The 17,452-nt window shown below is 70.7% G+C and carries 22 protein-coding genes; 10 read left to right on the top strand and 12 right to left on the bottom strand.

The annotated features are described in order from the left end of the window. Positions 1–70: 70 nt before the first annotated feature. Both E1295_RS30850 and E1295_RS30845 read left to right on the top strand, forming a co-directional pair. Complete coding sequence (locus E1295_RS30850) at positions 71–1,273, top strand: hypothetical protein (RefSeq protein WP_166427487.1); 1,203 nt, start codon at positions 71–73, stop codon at positions 1,271–1,273. Between the two features lie 85 nt (positions 1,274–1,358). Then, positions 1,359–2,291, top strand: a complete 933-nt coding sequence (locus E1295_RS30845; protein WP_132635547.1) for a DUF5996 family protein — start codon at positions 1,359–1,361, stop codon at positions 2,289–2,291. 235 nt (positions 2,292–2,526) lie between these two features. Here E1295_RS30845 and E1295_RS30840 read toward each other — a convergent pair whose 3' ends face one another. Then, a complete protein-coding gene (locus E1295_RS30840; protein WP_132635544.1) occupies positions 2,527–3,771 on the bottom strand; it encodes an RNA polymerase sigma factor in 1,245 nt (414 codons plus the stop codon). Continuing rightward, positions 3,772–4,191, bottom strand: coding sequence for a YciI family protein (locus tag E1295_RS30835; protein WP_132635541.1), 420 nt, complete (start codon positions 4,189–4,191; stop codon positions 3,772–3,774). 139 nt (positions 4,192–4,330) lie between these two features. Between E1295_RS30835 and E1295_RS30830 the strand changes: the two genes are divergently transcribed. Further along, positions 4,331–5,110, top strand: a complete 780-nt coding sequence (locus tag E1295_RS30830; protein WP_132635538.1) for an alpha/beta fold hydrolase — start codon at positions 4,331–4,333, stop codon at positions 5,108–5,110. Positions 5,111–5,152: 42 nt separating this feature from the next. On the opposite strand, the gene tgmC is transcribed toward E1295_RS30830, so the two are convergent. The 4 genes from tgmC to E1295_RS30815 are packed head-to-tail and all read right to left on the bottom strand — an operon-like array spanning position 5,153 to position 7,504. Next, positions 5,153–6,304, bottom strand: coding sequence for an ATP-grasp peptide maturase system methyltransferase (tgmC, locus tag E1295_RS30825; protein ID WP_246080543.1), 1,152 nt, complete (start codon positions 6,302–6,304; stop codon positions 5,153–5,155). Further along, on the bottom strand, positions 6,301–6,603 hold the full coding sequence (locus tag E1295_RS50335; RefSeq protein WP_220448981.1) for an MvdC/MvdD family ATP grasp protein: 303 nt from the start codon (positions 6,601–6,603) through the stop codon (positions 6,301–6,303). The genes tgmC and E1295_RS50335 overlap by 4 nt, the downstream gene beginning before the upstream one ends. A 30-nt stretch (positions 6,604–6,633) precedes the next feature. Then, complete coding sequence (locus E1295_RS50330) at positions 6,634–7,281, bottom strand: MvdC/MvdD family ATP grasp protein (protein WP_342775922.1); 648 nt, start codon at positions 7,279–7,281, stop codon at positions 6,634–6,636. Beyond that, positions 7,247–7,504 (bottom strand): putative ATP-grasp-modified RiPP, encoded by a 258-nt coding sequence (locus E1295_RS30815; RefSeq protein ID WP_132635535.1) that lies wholly within the window; start codon positions 7,502–7,504, stop codon positions 7,247–7,249. The genes E1295_RS50330 and E1295_RS30815 overlap by 35 nt, the downstream gene beginning before the upstream one ends. 649 nt (positions 7,505–8,153) lie before the next feature. On the opposite strand from E1295_RS30815, the gene E1295_RS30805 reads away from it, so the two are divergent. Next, positions 8,154–8,402 carry a GntR family transcriptional regulator gene (locus tag E1295_RS30805; protein ID WP_246080541.1) on the top strand — a complete coding sequence of 83 codons (249 nt, stop codon included), beginning with the start codon at positions 8,154–8,156 and terminating at the stop codon, positions 8,400–8,402. 18 nt (positions 8,403–8,420) lie between these two features. Here the strand turns inward: E1295_RS30805 and E1295_RS30800 are convergent, their stop codons facing one another. Then, positions 8,421–9,359: a helix-turn-helix transcriptional regulator gene (locus E1295_RS30800; protein ID WP_132635529.1), complete on the bottom strand. Its 939-nt coding sequence runs from the start codon at positions 9,357–9,359 to the stop codon at positions 8,421–8,423. 86 nt (positions 9,360–9,445) lie between these two features. On the opposite strand from E1295_RS30800, the gene E1295_RS50325 reads away from it, so the two are divergent. From E1295_RS50325 to E1295_RS30790, 3 genes are all read left to right on the top strand, one after another. After that, positions 9,446–9,649, top strand: coding sequence for a VOC family protein (locus tag E1295_RS50325; RefSeq protein ID WP_220448977.1), 204 nt, complete (start codon positions 9,446–9,448; stop codon positions 9,647–9,649). 22 nt (positions 9,650–9,671) lie between these two features. Further along, on the top strand, positions 9,672–9,935 hold the full coding sequence (locus E1295_RS50320) for a VOC family protein (protein WP_220448982.1): 264 nt from the start codon (positions 9,672–9,674) through the stop codon (positions 9,933–9,935). A 335-nt stretch (positions 9,936–10,270) separates the two neighbouring features. Next, positions 10,271–11,440, top strand: coding sequence for a Cmx/CmrA family chloramphenicol efflux MFS transporter (locus E1295_RS30790; protein WP_132635526.1), 1,170 nt, complete (start codon positions 10,271–10,273; stop codon positions 11,438–11,440). A 39-nt stretch (positions 11,441–11,479) separates the two neighbouring features. Here E1295_RS30790 and E1295_RS30785 read toward each other — a convergent pair whose 3' ends face one another. Then, positions 11,480–11,932, bottom strand: coding sequence for a DUF2000 domain-containing protein (locus E1295_RS30785; RefSeq protein WP_132635523.1), 453 nt, complete (start codon positions 11,930–11,932; stop codon positions 11,480–11,482). A gap of 114 nt (positions 11,933–12,046) precedes the next feature. On the opposite strand from E1295_RS30785, the gene E1295_RS30780 reads away from it, so the two are divergent. Continuing rightward, positions 12,047–12,541 (top strand): Lrp/AsnC family transcriptional regulator, encoded by a 495-nt coding sequence (locus E1295_RS30780; protein WP_132635520.1) that lies wholly within the window; start codon positions 12,047–12,049, stop codon positions 12,539–12,541. 205 nt (positions 12,542–12,746) lie between these two features. Here the strand turns inward: E1295_RS30780 and pip are convergent, their stop codons facing one another. The 3 genes from pip to E1295_RS30765 all read right to left on the bottom strand — a co-directional run bounded on the left by pip (position 12,747) and on the right by E1295_RS30765 (position 14,511). Further along, complete coding sequence (gene pip, locus E1295_RS30775) at positions 12,747–13,706, bottom strand: prolyl aminopeptidase (RefSeq protein ID WP_220448976.1); 960 nt, start codon at positions 13,704–13,706, stop codon at positions 12,747–12,749. 90 nt (positions 13,707–13,796) lie between these two features. Further along, positions 13,797–14,189, bottom strand: coding sequence for a RidA family protein (locus tag E1295_RS30770; RefSeq protein WP_132635514.1), 393 nt, complete (start codon positions 14,187–14,189; stop codon positions 13,797–13,799). Positions 14,190–14,238: 49 nt separating this feature from the next. Beyond that, positions 14,239–14,511 (bottom strand): antibiotic biosynthesis monooxygenase, encoded by a 273-nt coding sequence (locus tag E1295_RS30765; protein WP_132635511.1) that lies wholly within the window; start codon positions 14,509–14,511, stop codon positions 14,239–14,241. A gap of 119 nt (positions 14,512–14,630) precedes the next feature. Here E1295_RS30765 and E1295_RS30760 point away from each other — a divergent pair, with 119 nt between their 5' ends. Both E1295_RS30760 and E1295_RS30755 read left to right on the top strand, forming a co-directional pair. Continuing rightward, positions 14,631–15,197 carry a TetR/AcrR family transcriptional regulator gene (locus tag E1295_RS30760; RefSeq protein ID WP_166427486.1) on the top strand — a complete coding sequence of 189 codons (567 nt, stop codon included), beginning with the start codon at positions 14,631–14,633 and terminating at the stop codon, positions 15,195–15,197. 123 nt (positions 15,198–15,320) lie between these two features. Beyond that, positions 15,321–15,683 carry a peptidase inhibitor family I36 protein gene (locus E1295_RS30755; RefSeq protein WP_132635505.1) on the top strand — a complete coding sequence of 121 codons (363 nt, stop codon included), beginning with the start codon at positions 15,321–15,323 and terminating at the stop codon, positions 15,681–15,683. Between the two features lie 18 nt (positions 15,684–15,701). On the opposite strand, the gene E1295_RS30750 is transcribed toward E1295_RS30755, so the two are convergent. After that, positions 15,702–17,117, bottom strand: coding sequence for an N-acyl-D-amino-acid deacylase family protein (locus E1295_RS30750; protein ID WP_246080539.1), 1,416 nt, complete (start codon positions 17,115–17,117; stop codon positions 15,702–15,704). Positions 17,118–17,452 lie beyond the last annotated feature (335 nt).

Below are 17,452 nucleotides of genomic sequence, written 5' to 3'. Positions count from 1 at the left end.
AGTGGAAGACCCAATACGCACCGCATTCGGACATCGTCAGGTCCGGGGTCGATACGGCAAACTTCGAGGCATGAGTGCACCGGATGTCACCGCCCTTCTCGCCGAGTTGGAGCGCTCTCAGCCGGACCTTGCCGAAGAGGCCAGGACCGCCGTCGAATGGTTGACGGGTGGGGAGCCGTTGGAGACGGTAACCCAGCTCGACGTCTGCGAGTTTCTCTGGTACACCTTGCCGATCAAGGTGGGGCCGCTGAAGCCAGGAGGCGACCACGAGCGCCTCGCACGTTCGCTCGGCCAACTGCTGCGGCTCGGCGGGCTGGAGCGGTACGCCGACCTGTGCACATCCCCTACGACGATCACGATCCTGCGCACGTACGAGCGCGAGGGCGAGGACGCCGGCACCAGCGCCTACCAGCAGGCGCTCGAGGCCACGGGCGTGCTCCCGCCCGACGTGCCGGAGCTCCAGTGGAGCATGATCATGGGCCCCGAGGAGCTGGGCGCCCACCTGGCCTGCTCCGCCGCGCTCGAGCTGGCCATCGTCGCCCGCGCCAACGTCGACCGCACCGCGCTGACCCGCCGCTGGCTCACCGAGCCACGGGCCGAGCTGGGCGGCGACAGCTGGCTCAACCGGGTGCACGGCGAGCGGCTCAACCGCTGGGTGCTGGGCCGCGGCCCGGCCAGACGGGAGCTGGCCCAGCCGTTCGAGGTGCGCCTGCACGCGCCCGTGACCCCGCAGCCCCTGCCCGCCCTGCACCGGCTGCTCTCCCTGGCCTCCGCCTCGGAAGGCAGCCTGCCGCTGCGGCTTGCCCCGTCGCCGGAGGCGCTCAGGCTGCGCGAGCTCGCCGAACGCGAGCTGGGGGCGATCAGCCGCGACGGCGCCAAGCTGATCATCACCGACTACGGCATGCGGCTGCTCAAGTCCCCGAAGGCCATGTGGAGGGCGGTCATCAAGCTGCTGCTGGCCAGGGGGGAGCACGAGTTCGAGGTGTCGGCCCGCGAGGCCGCGCTCATGCTGCTCGCCGACGGCACCCTGATGTCGCCCGCCGAGCTGCGCGAACGGGTGGCGGAGGTGGTCGGCGGTGAGGGCTGGCATCCGGCGACGAGCCTGGAGGACGTCTCCGCGCCCGTGACCGATCTGGTCGCCCAGCTCACGGCGCTGGAGCTGGCGTACAGCGACGAGCTGGCGGTGCGGATGCGCCGCTCCGGCCAGCTGGCCGCGCTGGCGGCGCTGCGTGCGCACGCGCTGCGGCCGAGGAAGTACGTCAGCTCAGCGTGAGCTCCCGCCCGCATGTATGACCCCGGAGAGTCGTTCGAACACACGCGGTAGTTACGATGGCAGGGAAGAAGAGAAGGGGGCCGACATGGAGCTGTTCCCTGCCATGCCGCTCGCCGAGTGGACGGAGGCCAAGGAGACCTTTCACAGGTTCGCGCAGATCGTGGGCAAGATCCGGCTGGCTTCGAGCAACCGGCGCAACCACTGGTGGCAGGTGCCCTTCCACCCGACCGGGCGAGGGCTCACCACCCGGCCGATGGGCGGCCTGGGCGAGCAGCCGCTGTTCTGCGTCGACTTCGACCTCGTACGCCACCGCCTGGTGATCGACGTGCTCGACGGGCGTACCGCCGAGTTCAGCCTGATCGGGCGGTCGGTGGCGTCGTTCCACGACCGGCTGTTCGAGACCCTGTCCGGGCTGGGCATCCGGCCCGAGATCTGGGCAACGCCGTTCGACATGGGCGACGACACGCCGTTCCCCGAGGACACCCTGCACGCCCGCTACGACCCGGTGCTGATCAACCGTTACTGGCGGATCCTGTCGCAGGTGGTGCAGCTCCTCGACCGGTTCGCCGCCGGCTTCGCCGGCAAGACGAGCCCGGTGCACCACTTCTGGCACACGTTCGACATCGCCGTCACCCGGTTCACCGGGCGCGTGGTCCGGGTCTCGCCCGACGCCGACCCGGTGACCCGCGAGGCCTACAGCTGGGAGGTCATCAGCTCGGGCTTCTGGTTCGGCGACAAGGAGCGGCCCTGGCCGGCGTTCTACTCCTACACCGCGCCGGAGCCGGAAGGGCTCGAACGCGAGCCGCTGCGGCCCGCGCAGGCCGAATGGATGCCCGCCAGGGGCAGCCACCTGGCCGTGCTCCGCTACGACGACGTGCGGGGCATGGAGGAGCCGGTGGCGGCGGTGCTGGAGTTCCTCGACAGCGCCTACCTGGCGGGCGCCAAGCTGACCCGGCTCGACGCCGAGGCCCTGGCCTCGCCGGGGGGCGTCACCGACCCCTACTACGGGACGGCCTGAGACGCGCGAAACGCCCGCCCTCCGGGGAGGACGGGCGTTCCACGTTTGCGTACCGGTGTGCAGGTCGCCTCTCGGCGAAAGGCACAACGCGGCTCCAGCCGAACGGTATTCCGCGAAGGCAATAGGTGAGGCCCGGGGACACTGATCACACCGGCCACGCGATGTATAACCCCGGCAGGGGGGCGAACATTCCCCGCCGCCGGGATTTTTCACGAGCACTGGCGAGGTGGTCCCGTCACGCGGGCGAGCCGGGCCGGAGCCGGATGGCCCTGGAACGCAGGTAGCGCTGCTGGGGCGTGCTCATCGCGCGACCGGCGGCCTCGTCGTACGCCTCCCGGGCGGCCTCATCGTCGCCGGACATCTCCAGCAGGTGCGCCCGGACGGCGTACAGCCGGTGGTCACCGGCGAGCAGGTCGTCGTGCCGGAGGCGTTCGAGCAGGTCGAGGCCGGCCTGAGGGCCGCGGGCCATGGCCACGGCGACGGCGTGGTTGAGCGCCACCATGGGGTTGCCGGACAGCTCCAGCAGCCGCTCGTACAGTGCCACGATCTGCGGCCAGTCGGTCTCCTCCGCGGTGGGCGCCTCGTCGTGCAGGGCCGCGATCGCCGCCTGGAGCTGGTAGGGGCCGGGCGTGCGGCGGGAGAGCGCGGCGGTGACGAGGGCGACGCCCTCTGCGATGGCGGCCGCGTCCCACAGGCTGCGGTCCTGCTCGGCCATCGGGATGAGGGCGCCGTCGGGGCTCGTACGCGCCGGTCGTCGCGCGTCGGTGAGCAGCATGAGCGCGAGCAGCCCGGCCACCTCGGGGTCGTCGGGCAGCAGGTGGTGCACGACGCGGGCGAGCCTGATCGCCTCCGCGGCCAGCTCCGCGCGCTGCAGGTGAGGCCCCGAGGAACTGGCGTAACCCTCGTTGAAGACCAGGTAGAGCACGTGCAGCACCGCGCCGAGGCGTACGGACCGCTCGTCCTCCCCGGGCAGCCGGAACGGCAGCCCGCTCCGCTTGATCTGTTCTTTCGCCCTCGTGATGCGGCGCGTCATGGTGCCCTCCGACACCATGAAGGCGCGGGCGATCTCACGCGTGGTGAGACCGCCCACCGCGCGGAGCGTGAGCGCGATCTGCGAGGCGGGCGCGAGCGACGGGTGGCAGCACATGAACAGCAGGACCAGCGTGTCGTCCGCCGCCGGGGCGACCTGGTCGGCGGCGGGCGACAGCCGCTCCTCCGGCAGCGTCCATGTCTCCTCGCGGCGCCGGCGTGCCTGCTCGCTGCGGAGCAGGTCGGTCAGCCGCCGCGACGCCACGGTGATCAGCCAGGCCCGCGGGTTGTCCGGCACGCCCTCGCCCGGCCACTGCAGGGCGGCGGCGAGCAGCGCCTCCTGCACGGCGTCCTCGGCGGTGGCGAAGTGCCCGTACCGACGGACGAGCGCGCCGAGGACCTGCGGCGCCAGCTCGCGCAGCAGGTCCTCGGTCGCAGGATCGCCCGTCACTCAGAAACCCATGTCGGCCGCGGAGTCGATGATGGGCCTGACATCGGCGTAGGCGTCGTCGTAGGCGCCGCCGGGGTAGGGGCACCGCCCCAGCCGGGCGGCGATCTCGGTGGCCCGGTCGAAGCTCTCGCACTCGACGATCCAGTAGCCCGCGAGCACCTCCTGGGTCTCCGCGTACGGCCCGTCGGTGACGACCGGCCGGCCGTCCTTGGAGTGCAGCCTCCTGGTGTGCACGGGCGCCGCCAGCCCCCGGGTCTCGACGAGCTCTCCCGACTCCTCCAGCTCCTTGTTGAACTCGGTCATGAACGTGACCATCGCCTCCACGGCCTCCGGGGTCCAGGCGGCATCGTCGCCGGAGTCCTTGCCCGACAGCACGTCGTAGTCACGCTGCGAGCCGTACGACAAGATCATGTACTTCATGGTGATGGGTCCCTTTCTCCGTTGCCTCTCGCCGGGGACGTCGGAGCGGAGGCCGCGCACCGGACACCCTCCGGAGAAGATTCACACGAGCACGCCCCCGCCGTCCACGCTCATGCCCCTCTGAGGCACCATCGAAGGCGTGCCATACGCAACCATCGGCGGCGTCAAGCTGTCCTACCAGGTCCGTGGCGCCGGACCGCCCCTGGTGCTGCTGCAGGGCCAGGCCAACGACCACCGCTGGTGGGACTCGGTGCGCGCCGACTTCGCGTCGTCGTACACCACGATCACCTTCGACTACCGGGGCACCGGCGACAGCGACAAGCCCGACGAGCCGTACACGACCCGCGGCTTCGCCCTCGACGTGCTGGCCGTGCTCGACGAGCTGGACGTGCGGCGGGCGCACGTCTACGGCACGTCGATGGGCGGGCGGGTGGCCCAGTGGCTGGCGGCCGGCCATCCCGGGCGGGTGGGAGCGCTGGTGCTGGGGTGCAGTTCGCCGGGCGGCGCCCACGGGTTCGAGCGGAGCAACGACGTCCGCAGGTCGCTGGCCCAACCCGACCGGGCGGCGGCCGAGCGGGCACTGCTGGAGCTCATGTACACACCCGCCTGGCTGGCCACGCATCCCGGCCCGTACCGCACCGTCGGCGACCCGGGCATGCCGGCGTACGCGCGGCGCCGCCACCTGGCCGCCAGTGCCGGGCACGACAGCTGGGACGCGCTGCCCGCCATCACCGCCCCGACGCTGGTCGTGCACGGCACGGACGACGTGTTCAACCCGGCGGCCAACGCGCCCCTGCTGGCCGGACGCATCCCGAACGCGCGGCTGCGGATGGTGGAGGGGGCGCGGCACGCCTACTTCGAGGAGTTCCGCGAGGTCACGAGCCCGCTGGTGCTGGAGTTCCTGGCCGACTCGGCCTGAGTGCGGCCCTCCCCCGCCACCGGCGTACGGCGGGGGCGGCTCTCAATCCGCGCAGGTGGGCAGGTTCCAGCTCGGGCCGTCAGGGGTTCCCAGCCATACCCGCTGGGCGCCGGGCGTGATGGTGATCCCGAACGCGGACTGATGGGGGCGTCCCGCGCCGTCCCAGAGGTGGATCGCCTCCTCGATGGCGTCCCACAAGCGCTGCGGGCCGTTCTGGCGGACCACCCACCCCTCGCCGTTCGCCGAGATCCAGGCCCATGACTGCGAGACGTGGTCGGTGAGCAGGTGCTCGGCTGGCCCGTCATCGGCGAGGACCAGCGTGTGATGGGTGTCGGGGGTGGCGAGCTGGGCCACCCACGTGGCGGTCCAGTCCTCCCAGATGTCGTTGGGATCAAGGCTCGCCGCTCGGGGCGTCCCTGCTCTGCCGGGCAGGCGGACGTCCGACGGCGGGGCTTGGTGGGGGCGGGCCATCATAAACGACACGTGGCCGGGCAGGAACGTGCCGTGCGCGCTGCCGGGACCGTCCACGGTCATCTTGACCAGGCCGAAGCCATGCTGCCAGCCCGACAGGGTGGCCAGGATGGTCGCGCCCGTACGGCTCTGCCGCAGCCATGCCCGGGGGATGTGGCGTACGGCACACGTGGCGATGATCCGGTCGTAGGGTGCGCCGCCCGGATGGCCCTGGAGGCCGTCCCCGGTGATCAGCTCCGGTTCGTGACCGAGCCCGCGCACGGCCGCGGCGGCCCGTTCGGCCACGTCGGGGTCTATCTCGATGGAGGTGACCAGTTCGGGGCCGAGTCGCCGGCACATGAGCGCCGTGGAGTAGCCGGTGCCTGTGCCGATCTCCAGCACCTTGTCCCCTTCGCGCAGGTCAAGGTATTCCAGCATGCGAACGACCAGGCCGGGCAGCGTCGAGGAAGAGGTGGGCTCGCCGAAGTCATTGCGCTGCGTGACGATGGTCCGGTCTTCGTAGACCAGACGCAGCCACGCCTCGTCGCCCATCTGCGCCCGGCTGACCGGCTCCCACTGACCATCGACGTCGCGGAACACGTCGTCCGGCAGAAACGCCTCGCGGGGCACTGTCTCGACCGAGCGACGCCACAGTGGGCTACGAAGGTCGCGGCTTTCCGTGAGCTGGTCGGCCAGGCTACGGCGTAGCCGCATCCCCAGGTCGTCGCCGTGGTTTGCGTTCACTTCCCCTCCAGGAGCAGGTCAGCGATCGCAGGTGCGATCGGTAGCCGGGTGGCGTCTTGCAGCCATGCCCATTGACCGTTCGGATTCGCTTCGAGGAACACCCACCGCTCATCGTCGGTCACAGCGAAGTCGAACGCGGCAAAGCGCAGGTCCAGGTGCTCGAGATAGGCCATGCACGCCTCGATGATGATAGGAGGGGGGTCGACGACCACATAGCGGTGTTTCTCATAGTCCTGCCGCCAGTCCAGCATCCCGGACTCGATGCGGACGCAGAACAGCCGATTTCCTACGGCGGTCACCCGGATATCGGCGACTTTGTGGACACGGGACTAAAACAGGTGGGCGCCGTGGTTGACCCGTTGGTCGAGCCGATCGGGGCTCACCGGCGTCGCCCAGATGGTTGCCGGCTGCCCGTCCACGCCGTCGAGGGGAGTCATTCGGAGCGGCTTGTAGATGATCGGCCCATGCTCGTCGGCGAAGGCACGAGCGTCGGCCATGCGGTTGGTGATCAACGTCGCCGGGATCGTGAACCCTGCGGTACGAGCGGTAGCAAGTTGCAGCGGCTTGTGTTCGGCTGCCGCAATCCGCCACGGATGGTTGATGTACGGGCAGGTGAGCGACGCCAGAACACCACCGAGCCCGTATCGTGCCTGCGCCGCGGCGAAGCGGGCATGTTGTGGTGCGGCGGGTTCGTGGAGGTATGGGGTGGGTCGCCGGTAGTACACGGCTTGGACCTGGGCCAATTCCACGTGCCGGGACGTGGTGGCGACGGTGGCGCGTTGCTCGCCATCGCCGTACCAGGCGGAAAGCTCCAGACAGGCGGGGAAGTCACGGCCCGGATCGAGACGGACCACCTGCGCTCCTCGCTCGTTCAGGTGGCCGATCACCTCGTCGGCGGTGGAGTCCTCCAAGCATGTGAGGACCAGGACTACCTCGCCCACCTCAGTCGGTGTCGTAGTCGGTCTGCACAGTGTCATCCGATCGCTGCGGCGTCTTGCCGTCACCGCTACCGCTGGTCGACAGTGATTTACTGGTCTGCTTGTTCGTGCCGTGCTTTCCGGCTTCGATCGTTTCTCCCGCTGGGCCGACGTAGACGGCCTGTTGGGTGACCGGGTCGAGGCCGACGGCGGCGTACGGTTCGACGTCGGCGGACGGCATGGGGGCAGCGTGGTCGAGCGCCCATGGAGGTGCTGTGATCATCGAGGATTCCTTTCCACACGAGACTTGTTTGATCATCTTGCGCAGCAGTGCCCCACGGGCCATTCAGGCATGGCCTGTCGAGCCCGCTGCGCGGATGAGGCACGGGGACAGTGGCGGTTGTGCGAAGGATGTGGGGCCAGATCGCGCCCCCAAGAGTCGGGGCTAGACCATTCAATACCCCAGTGATAGCAGGCTGTTACATTCCGTAATCGACAGTGTTCGGTTGCCGTCGACGATGACCCGTCGCTCATGCGAGAAGGGCAGGTGAACGCTCGTTCAAGGCGCCTCTCCGGACACCAGCCGGGTCCAGACATCTTCGGCGCGCTTGCTACGCCAGCTCTCGGTTTCGTGGACGAGGACGGTGTCGGGCGTGCGAGTGGCCCGCCTGATGAACATCAGGCCACCCGCGACGCATAGTTCGAACGCCACGTCCTGGCAAGCGCATAAGTGTTGTCGAACACGTACATGTGCGCTGCGAGGGGGTGGTTCGCTCCACACAAGTTGCTCATGGTTCGGTTCGGGAGGTTGGACATGGATGCCGTGATAAGGCCAGCTCATGGAGTCACCATAAACGCTTCTTGTCTACCTCGTCTAGGACGTCGGCCATATGAGCAGCGTTGGCTACGTACCTAACGTCGCTTACGTGTGTGTGGACAGGTTCGATCCAACGCCGATCTACCAGCAGGTGGCGGCGATCATCAGGCAGCGCATCATGAAGGGACAGCTGGGCCCTCGCGACCGGCTTCCGTCCGAATCGGAGATGGTCCGAGACCATGGGGTGGCGCGTGACACGGCCCGTCAGGCCGTTGCCCTGTTGCGTGAGGAAGGCTGGGTGATGACACTGCCGCAACGGGGCAGTTTCGTCGCCGACCGGGAGAGCTGGCCAACGCAGGGCTGAGCGGCTCGGCCCGCGCGGTCAGCCGGTGGCGGCCCGGGTGAGGCGGGCGGCCAGGTGTCGTAGGTGCGCGGTCAGTTCGGCCGGTTCGTGCACCTCGAACTCGCAGCCCAGGGAGAGCAGCCGGAAGGCGAGCCAGTCCAGGGTGTCGGCGTGCATGCGCAGCCGGCAGGTCCGCTCGTCCTCGCCGATGACCTCGCCGAGCGCCCTGGCGACCTCCGTGCCGGGGCCGTGCAGCGTGACGACGGCCTCGTACGTGGGGGCGGAGGAATAGAGCTGGTCCGCCACGTAGGCGGCGGCGTCGGCCGGCGGCTCGCGCGGCGTGAATCTGGCGCCCGTCCGCAGCAGGCCGGCGATGCGGTCGATGCGGAAGATCCGCCAGTCGTCGCGGTCGTGGTCGTGCCCGAGCAGATACCAGCGCCGCCCGGCCGCGACCAAACGGTGCGGGTCGACCAGCCGCCCGCCGGTCCTGCCGTCGTTGGTCCGGTACGTGAAGCGCACGCGCTCGTTGCCCGTCACGGCCATGGACAGGGCGGCGAGCAGTTCCGGGGCGACCTCGGGCGCGCCGGGCACGGGCATCGGCACGGTGGCGGCCCCGAGCGCGCCGACGCGGTGGCGCAGGCGGGCCGGCAGCACCTGTTCGAGCTTGGCCAGGGCGCGTACCGATGCCTCCTCGATGCCCTGCACCGGGTGCCGGGCGGCGGTGGACAGGCCGACGGTGATGGCCACCGCCTCCTCGTCGTCCAGCAGCAGGGGCGGCATCGCCGTGCCCGCGACCAGCCGGTAGCCGCCGTCGGCGCCCATGCTGGCCTCGACCGGGTAGCCGAGGGTGCGCAGGCGTTCGACGTCGCGCCGGACCGTGCGGCGGCTGACGCCGAGCCGCTCGGCCAGCTCGCCGCCCGGCCACTCGCGTGGGGTCTGGAGCAGGGACAGCAGGGTCAGGAGGCGGGAGTCGCTCATGAATTTCAGCATGACCGACATGTAGGACCAGTCCTGACCTGCTGGACGTTTAGCGTGGTCAGCACCTACTCGAACCAGGAGGAAGCATGACCGTCAGCGCGATTCCCGAGGGCTACACCAGCGTCACGCCGTGGATCATCGGCCACGACACGGCCGGCCTGATCGACTGGCTGAAGGCCGCTTTCGACGCCGTCGAGCTGGGCCGCATGACCGATGCCGAAGGGCGCATCGGGCACGCGGAGGTCCGCATCGGCGACGCGGTGGTGATGATGTTTCGACGCCAGGCCTGACTGGCCGCCCACACCCGCCTTCCTGCGCCTGTACGTCCCCGACGCCGACGCCGTCCACCGCCGGGCCGTCGAGGCGGGTGGGACGTCGGTCACCAAGGTGACCCATCTGTTCTTCGGCGACCGGGTGGGGCGGGTGCGTGACCCGTTCGGCAACCTGTACTGGATCCAGACCCACATCGAGGACGTCTCGGAGGAGGAGCTGGAGCGCCGCCTGGCCGACCCGGAGTTCGTCAAGGCGATGGAGTACGTCCAGAGCGCGGACTTCTTCCCCGGCAGGGAGCGATGAGACCGAGGCCATGCGGGCCCCGGCGCACGTCCGGGGCCTGCCGGGAAATGGGTTGGACGGGCCGTCCGCCAGGATGCTACGTTGCCGCGTATGTCCAGCCCCGAGGCGTCAAGACGCTAGCCACCGGTCGTCCGGTGGCTGATTCGCGCCGTCGCCCCACCCGGCCTCGCTGAGGCCGGGGCCTTCGCTGTTCCGCGACCGCTCGCCACTCGGATCACCGTGATGCGGGCTGTTTCTCACCTGAGCCGTGCGCCGCTTTCGCGTGCCGCCATCAGGTTCCCTTCACCGGCGGGCCGACGTCTGGCCTGCCCGATCGTGGTCGCGGAGTTCTTTCCATGCCATTCGTTGTATACCTGCTCGCGCTGGCGGTCTTCGCCCAGGGCACATCCGAGTTCATGCTGTCCGGACTGGTGCCGGGCATCGCAGAGGATCTGCACGTATCCGTTCCCGCCGCTGGGATGCTGACGTCGGCCTTCGCCGTGGGAATGGTGGCGGGTGCGCCGCTCATGGCGGTGCTGAGCCTGCGCTGGCCCCGGCGGCGCGCGCTGCTGGCCTTCCTGCTCACGTTCCTGCTGGCACACGTGGCCGGCGCGGTCACGCCCGGCTACGAGGTCCTGCTGGTCAGCCGGGTCGTGGCCGCGCTGGCCAACGCCGGTTTCCTGGCCGTGGCCATGGCGACCGCGATCGGCCTGGCCCCGCCGGGCGCCAAGGGCCGCGCCACCTCCGTCCTGCTCGGCGGCATCACGCTCGCGTGCGTCGCGGGCGTGCCCGCAGGCGCCCTGCTGGGCGAGGTGTGGGGGTGGCGCTCCGCGTTCTGGGCGGTGGCCGCCGCGCTGCTCCCGGCCATCGTCGCGGTCGCACGATCCGTCCCCGCCGCTCCCGCGAACCCCGGTGGGCCCACGGCGCGGGGTGAGGCGCGGGCGCTGCGCAGCCCTCGCCTGCTGGTGCTGCTGCTTCTGGGCGCGCTGGTGAACGGCGCCACCTTCTGTACGTTCACCTACCTCGCCCCGCTGCTCACCGGGGTCACCGGCATCGGGCCGGGCTGGATGCCGGTGATGCTGGCCCTGTTCGGGCTGGGGTCGTTCGCCGGAGTGACGATCAGCGGGCGGCTCGCCGACGTACGTCCCATGGAGCTGCTGGTGGGCGGCGGGGTGGCGCTGGCCGCCGGGTGGGCGGCGTTCGCGATGGCGGCCGGGGCGCCGGTGGCGGCGATCGTGCTCGTCCTCGTGCAGGGGACGTTGTCGTTCGCCGTCGGGTCCACGCTGATCTCGCAGGCGCTCTACGCGGCTGGGGACGCGCCCACCCTGGGCGGCGGCGTCGCGACGGCGGCACTCAACGTCGGCGCCACGGCCGGACCCTGGCTCGGCGGGCTCGCCATCGGTGCCGGGCTCGGTTTCCGCTCCCCGCTGTGGGTGAGCGCGCTGCTGGTGGCCGCCGCACTGGTCGTGGCCGGCACGGCGTACGCGGCCGGGCGGGCTCCGCGCGGCGTGGTGGCCCGCCCCTGATCCGTATCCGCCGGGCCGCGGCGGGCGCGGGCGCGATCGCTACCGCAGCAGGGGGAGCCGCCCCGTGAGCCGCTCCACGATCGGCCGCGGCCCGAACAGGCTGACCGCCAGGTAGGACGGCTGCTCGGTACGGGCCAGCTCGGCCAGGTAGTCGTCGTAGGCGCCGGCCCGCCGCGCGATGTCGGTCATGTCGGAGACGACCAGGTCCGGCTCGGCGGCGGCGTCGTCCCTGATCCGGCCGACGATCGCGGCCGGGGCCCCCAGCACCGAGCAGCCCGTCCACGGCAGCCCGGCGTGCGGCGCCCCGGCGGCGTCGGCGCCGCCGGAGCCCACGATCGCCGGGACGGCCACCCCGATGGACGCGGCCAGGCACGCGGCGGCGTTGGCCTGGATGCCCCGGGGCAGGTCACGGTCGATCACGATCGTCCACTTGACGGTGAGGTCCTTGGTGGGCAGGTCGCTGCGGCGCTCGAGATCGGCAAGCACGCTCATCCCTTCGATCCTTTCTCGAAAGTCCCGCAGCAGAATCACACCATCGCCGTCATTCCACCAACGTCTTAGGCTGGATTCCGTCGATAGTTCGGAAAATCGTGCCAGGATGCGTACGTGGACGAACTTGATACGGCGATCGTCGCCGAGTTGCAGCGCGACGGCCGCCAGACCAACCGCGAGCTGGCCGAGCGCCTCGGCATCGCTCCCTCGACCTGCCTGGAGCGCGTGCGCTCGCTGCGGTCGGGCGGCGTCATCGAGGGATTCCACGCGGAGGTCAACCTCGACGCGATCGGCCGTCCGGTGCAGGCGCTCATCAACGTACGACTGCACCCCAAGGTCCGCGAGGCCGTGGAGGGGTTCCGCGACTACGTGGCCGCTCTCCCCGAGACGCTGGCCGTGTTCGTCGTGTCGGGCGGCGACGACTTCATCATCCAGGTGGGCGTGCGCGACGCCGGCCATCTGCGCGACTTCGTGCTCGACCACGTCTCGCGGCACCGCAACATCGCCGACGTGCGCACCTCGCTGGTCTACGACCACATCCGCAAGACCTCGGTCGAGGTGCTGCCGCCCGAGCGCCCCTCGCGCCCGCGCACCGGCCGCAGGCGTTAATTCGGTGGTGTGCGCCCGTGCGGCGCGGCTACCGTAACAGCAGGTCAGCACGGGGGTGGGCACGGCGATGCGGTCGTCGGTGCCTGGCCGCGCCTTTCCTCCGGCCGGCCGTACGAACCCGCGGCTCACCCGACCGACGGCGAGGCGATGGTCACCAGGGGCACCGTCCTGATCCCCCAGATGATCCCGAGCCGCGGGTTCGCTCTCACTTGCCGGCGAAACGGTCGAGAGCCGCGAAGATCGCGTCCCTGAACGTCGGGCTGCCGGTGTGCCCGGAGTCCTCCACCACGATCAGCTCGGCGTCGGGCCAGGCGCGGGCGAGGTCGTGGGCCGTCTCCAGCGGGCCGCCCATGTCGAGGCGGCCGTGGATGAGCACGCCGGGGATGCCGGCCAGCTTGTGCGCGTCGCGCAGGAGCACACCCTCCTCCAGCCACGCGCCGTTGGAGAAGTAGTGGGAGCAGATGCGCGTCATGGCCATCACCTCGTCGGCGGGCCGGTCGCTGTAGGCGTTCGGCTTGCCGTTGACCTCCATGGAGATCACGGCGTCCTCCCAGGTGATCCAGTCGGTGGCGGCCTTCGCCCGTACGCTCTCGTCGGGGTCGGACAGCAGCCGCGCGTACGCCGCCAGCAGCGCGAACGTGTCACCGTCGCGGTCGGCCTCGGGCACCCCTTGCAGGAACCGCTCCCGCGCCTCGGGGAAGAACCGCCCGGCTCCCCGGTAGAGCCAGTCGATCTCGTAGCGGCGGGTGGTCGTGACGCTCGGGATGACGATCTCCGACACCCGCTCGGGGTGGGTCTCGGCGTAGGCGAGGATCAGCGTCGACCCCCACGACCCTCCGTACAGCAGCCACCTGTCGATCCCGAGGTGCTCGCGCAGCAGCTCCATGTCGGCGATCAGGTGGTGGGTGGTGTTGGCGCTCAGGTCGGTGGCCGGGTCGGCGGCGTGGGGGCGGCTGCGCCCGCAATTGCGCTGGTCGAACAGGACGATCCGGTACAGCTCGGGGTCGAAGGTGCGGCGCACGCCGGTCGAGCAGCCCGAGCCCGGCCCGCCGTGCACGACCAGGGCGGGTTTCCCCTCCGGGTTGCCGCAGACCTCCCAGTAGACGAGGTTGCCGTCGCCGACGTCGAGCATGCCGTGGTCGTACGGCTCTATGGGGGGATTCACAACGGTTCCTCTCATGTAACAGTGCTTGGATAAATGTAACAGCACTTAGATATCGAACCGGTCCATTTCCTGCCCACAGAGCCCAGCCGCTCAAGCGGCGTCGCCGCGCCGGGCGTCCACCTCGATCTCGATCTTCATGCGCGGGTCGGCGAGGCCGCACACGAACATGGTGGCGGCCGGGCGCACCTCGCCGAAACACTCGCGCAGGACGGGCCAGCAGGGCTCGAAGTCCGCACGGTCGGGCAGGAGGTAGCGCACGCGTACGACGTCGCGGAAGGTGCAGCCGGCCTCGGCCAGGGCGTCCCCGATGTTGCGCAGGCACTGCGCGGCCTGCTCCACCACGTCATCGGAGATCGTCATCGTCGCGTAGTCGAAGCCGGTCGTTCCCGACACGTGCACCCGGTCACCGTCCACGACGGCGCGGGCGTACCCGATCCGCTCCTCGAAGGTGGAACCGCTGAGAATCGTGCGTCGCTCTGTCATGCGCCGAACGTACGCGAGCCGGCGCGACGCGCTCGGCCCGGGGCCACGGTCAGAGGCCGCGCAGCACCGTGGTCTGGTTGCTGCCGGGCACCACTCCGGCCTTCCGGTGCGCCTCCTTGAGCGCGTCGGAGACGTAGTGCTGCCGCATGGCCTGCGCGTCCTCGCACTCGAACAGCACGACGGCCTCGTCGGGCTGCTCGGCGTTGACACTGACGAGCGCCGTGCGCATGCCGGCCGCCGACCGGACCTCGGCCAGGCTGTCGAACGCCGCGCGCCACTGGTCGTAGTCGGTGAACCGCTGACGGACGAGCAGGTACTCCATGATCGTGCCCCCACATATCTACAGTGTTGAGATCAACCTAGTGGGAGTGTCCGAGAAATTCAACATCGATGACTATGCTTGAACGAGTGACCACCAGGCCAGGAGGACGCCGGCCGGGCGTGACGCGGACACGGGTCGACATCCTGGCCGCCGCGCAACGGAGCTTCGCCGAACACGGCTACGTCCTCACCACGATCAGGGGCGTCGCCCGCGCCGCGGGCGTCGACCCGGCGCTCGTCCTTCAGTTCTTCGGCAGCAAGGACGGCCTCTTCGACGCCGCACTCCGCGACGACCCGCCCGTCCGCGCACTCGTCACACTCGCCGGCGAGGGCGACCCGTCCGACCTCGGCGCCCGGCTCGCCGCCCGCTACCTGGAGTTGTGGGAGGACCCGCACACGGGCCCGCGGATGCTCGCCGTCGTCAGGGCCGCCGCCGCGGCTCCCAGCGCCTCGGCGATGGTGACGGCGTTCATGACGGACGAGGTGATGCTGCCGATGGCGCGCGCCATCGGCGCCGACCAGGCCGAACTCCGGGCCGCGCTCACCGGCGCCTACCTGTTCGGGGTCGCGAGCGCCCGCTACGTGCTCGGCGTCGCGCCGCTGGCCGCCCTGGACAGGGAGGCGGCGGTCGCGTACGTCGCCCCCGTCGTGCAGCACCACCTCACCGGCGACCTCACGCCCCCTTGAGCCTGTCACGAGTACGTCAGTTCTCCCCCGCCCCAGGTCACGGATCTTGTATCCGCCAGGTGGACGCGCTTCGTGTCAACGCTGCTACAGAATGTGACCAAGCAACGACACGAGGAGAACTGCATGAAGATCACCCGTACGCGGATCGCCACGTTCACCACCGCCATCGGCCTCGTCCTGGTCGCGGGAGCCGGCCCGGCCGCGGCGGCGCCCGGATCGTCCAGGGCGGGCGACATCTGCCTGTGGAGCGGCAGGAACTACACGGGCGCCTCCTGGTGCTGGAACCCGGGCAACGGCTACGTCGACGTGCCGCCGGCCCTGCACGACAACGTCGGGTCGTTCCAGGCCCACGCCTCCGGCTGCTTCATCAACTGGATCCAGGTGCCCACCAGGAAGCAGACGCGCGTCGTCAGGAACGGCGACTACCGCAGGGTCTACGACAACGACTTCGGCGGCCGCATCGACGCGGTGGCGCCCCGCTGCTGACCCGGCCGCCCGCCGGGGTCAAGGGCGCAGGACACGGCCTCTGCGCTCGCCCGTGAACTCCCCCGACTCGACCACGACGTGCCCCTCCAGCAGGACGTGGACGATGCCGGACGGGCGGGCGGAGGGGGCGGTGTAGGTGCCGGAGTGGCCGACGGCGTCAGGGTCGAAGACACAGATGTCGGCCCAGGCGCCGGGGCCCAGCCAGCCCCGCCCGCGCAGGGCGAACTGGTCGGCCGTGGCCGAGGTCATCTTGCGCACCGCCTCCTCCCAGGAGACCACCGCGCGCTCGCGCACGTACGTACCGAGGAAACGGGGGAAGCAGCCCCACGTGCGGGGGTGTTCCAGGCCGACGGGCGCCCCGTTGTCCGAGCCGACGCCGACCAGCGGATCGGCCATGATCTCGGTCATGTCGTCCTCGGCCATCATGGAGACCACCATCGTGGCGGCGGGGTCGGCGGCGATCAGCGCGCACGCGACCTCCCACGGGTCGGCCTCCGCCACCGCCACCAGGGCGCGCGCCGCCGGGTCGGCGGTGACGTCGGCCAGCGTACGGCCCACGAACGACGGTTCGGCGTGCGCGGTGATCAGAACGCCCTCCGGGGTGCTGTCCTGCCACAACCCCGCGCCGGTCCCGCCTGACCCGGCCACGGCGCGCAGCCGGGCCCGCTCGCCGGGCTGCGCGAGCACCTCCCGCACCCGCCCGCCGGCCAGCGCCGACGGCGGCAGCAGCGCGGCGAGCATGGTGGCGCCCGCCAGGTAGGGGTACTGGTCGCCGCGCGCGTCCACCCCGGCGGCGCGGGCCGCGCGCAGCTTGCCGAGCAACATCCCCGCCTGGCCGTGGTTGCGGCGGCCGGCGACCTTGCAGTGCGACACCTGCAGCCGTACGCGGGCCCGCCGGGCGATCTCGACGGCCTCGTCCAGCGCGGCGGCGAGCCCGGCGCCCTCGTCGCGCATGTGGGTCGTGTACGGCACCCCGTACCCGTGCGCGACCTCGGCCAGCGCCACCAGTTCGTCGATGCCGGCGTAGCTGCCCGGAGGGTAGATCAGCCCGCTGGACAGCCCGCACGCGCCCGCGTCGAAGGCCGCCGCGGCGAGGTCGCGCATCCGGTCGAGGTCGCCCTCACGCAGCGTCTCGGTGAACCCGGCCACGGCCGCGCGCAGGGTCGAGTGGCCGACGAGCGTCGCCACGTGGTTGGTCGGCCCGGCCGCCGCGACGGCCTCCAGATATCCGGCGAACGTCCAGTCGGGCACGTTCTCGCCCGTCAGTTCCTCCAGCGCGGAGGCGTCGGGCGCGTAGGAGAAGCCGCAGTTGCCGTTGATCTCGGTGGTGACGCCCTGGAGCAGCTTGAACGGCTGCGGCTCGGCCATCAGCGGCACCAGGTCGGAGTGCGCGTGGGCGTCCACGAACCCGGGCGCCACGGCCAGCCCCGTCACGTCGATCTCCCGCCGCGCGCGGGTCTCCCGGGTTACGGGGACGACCCGCCCATCCGCAACGGCGACATCACCCACAAAAGCCGGAGATCCGAGACCGTCGTACACCGTTCCGCCACGAAGGATGAGATCGACCATGGACCCCACCCAACACTCAACAGTTCAGCAATTCTTGTCCTCAACCAGTCAGCTTCTCGGCCCTGAAGGGACCGAGCTTGCAGCTCCTCGCCGTCGATGGCTTCGACGGCTCAGGCCGCGTCAGGCAGCGTGACTCACTGCCCAGCCCGCCACACCGCGTGAGGCGATGTTGCGGGCCGCGTTGACGTCGGCGTGCTCAG

The organism is Nonomuraea mesophila (assembly GCF_004352805.1).
Lineage (GTDB): Bacteria > Actinomycetota > Actinomycetes > Streptosporangiales > Streptosporangiaceae > Nonomuraea > Nonomuraea longispora.
Note: the sequence above shows the minus strand (reverse complement) of the source record. Positions and strands in the feature narration are given on the sequence as shown.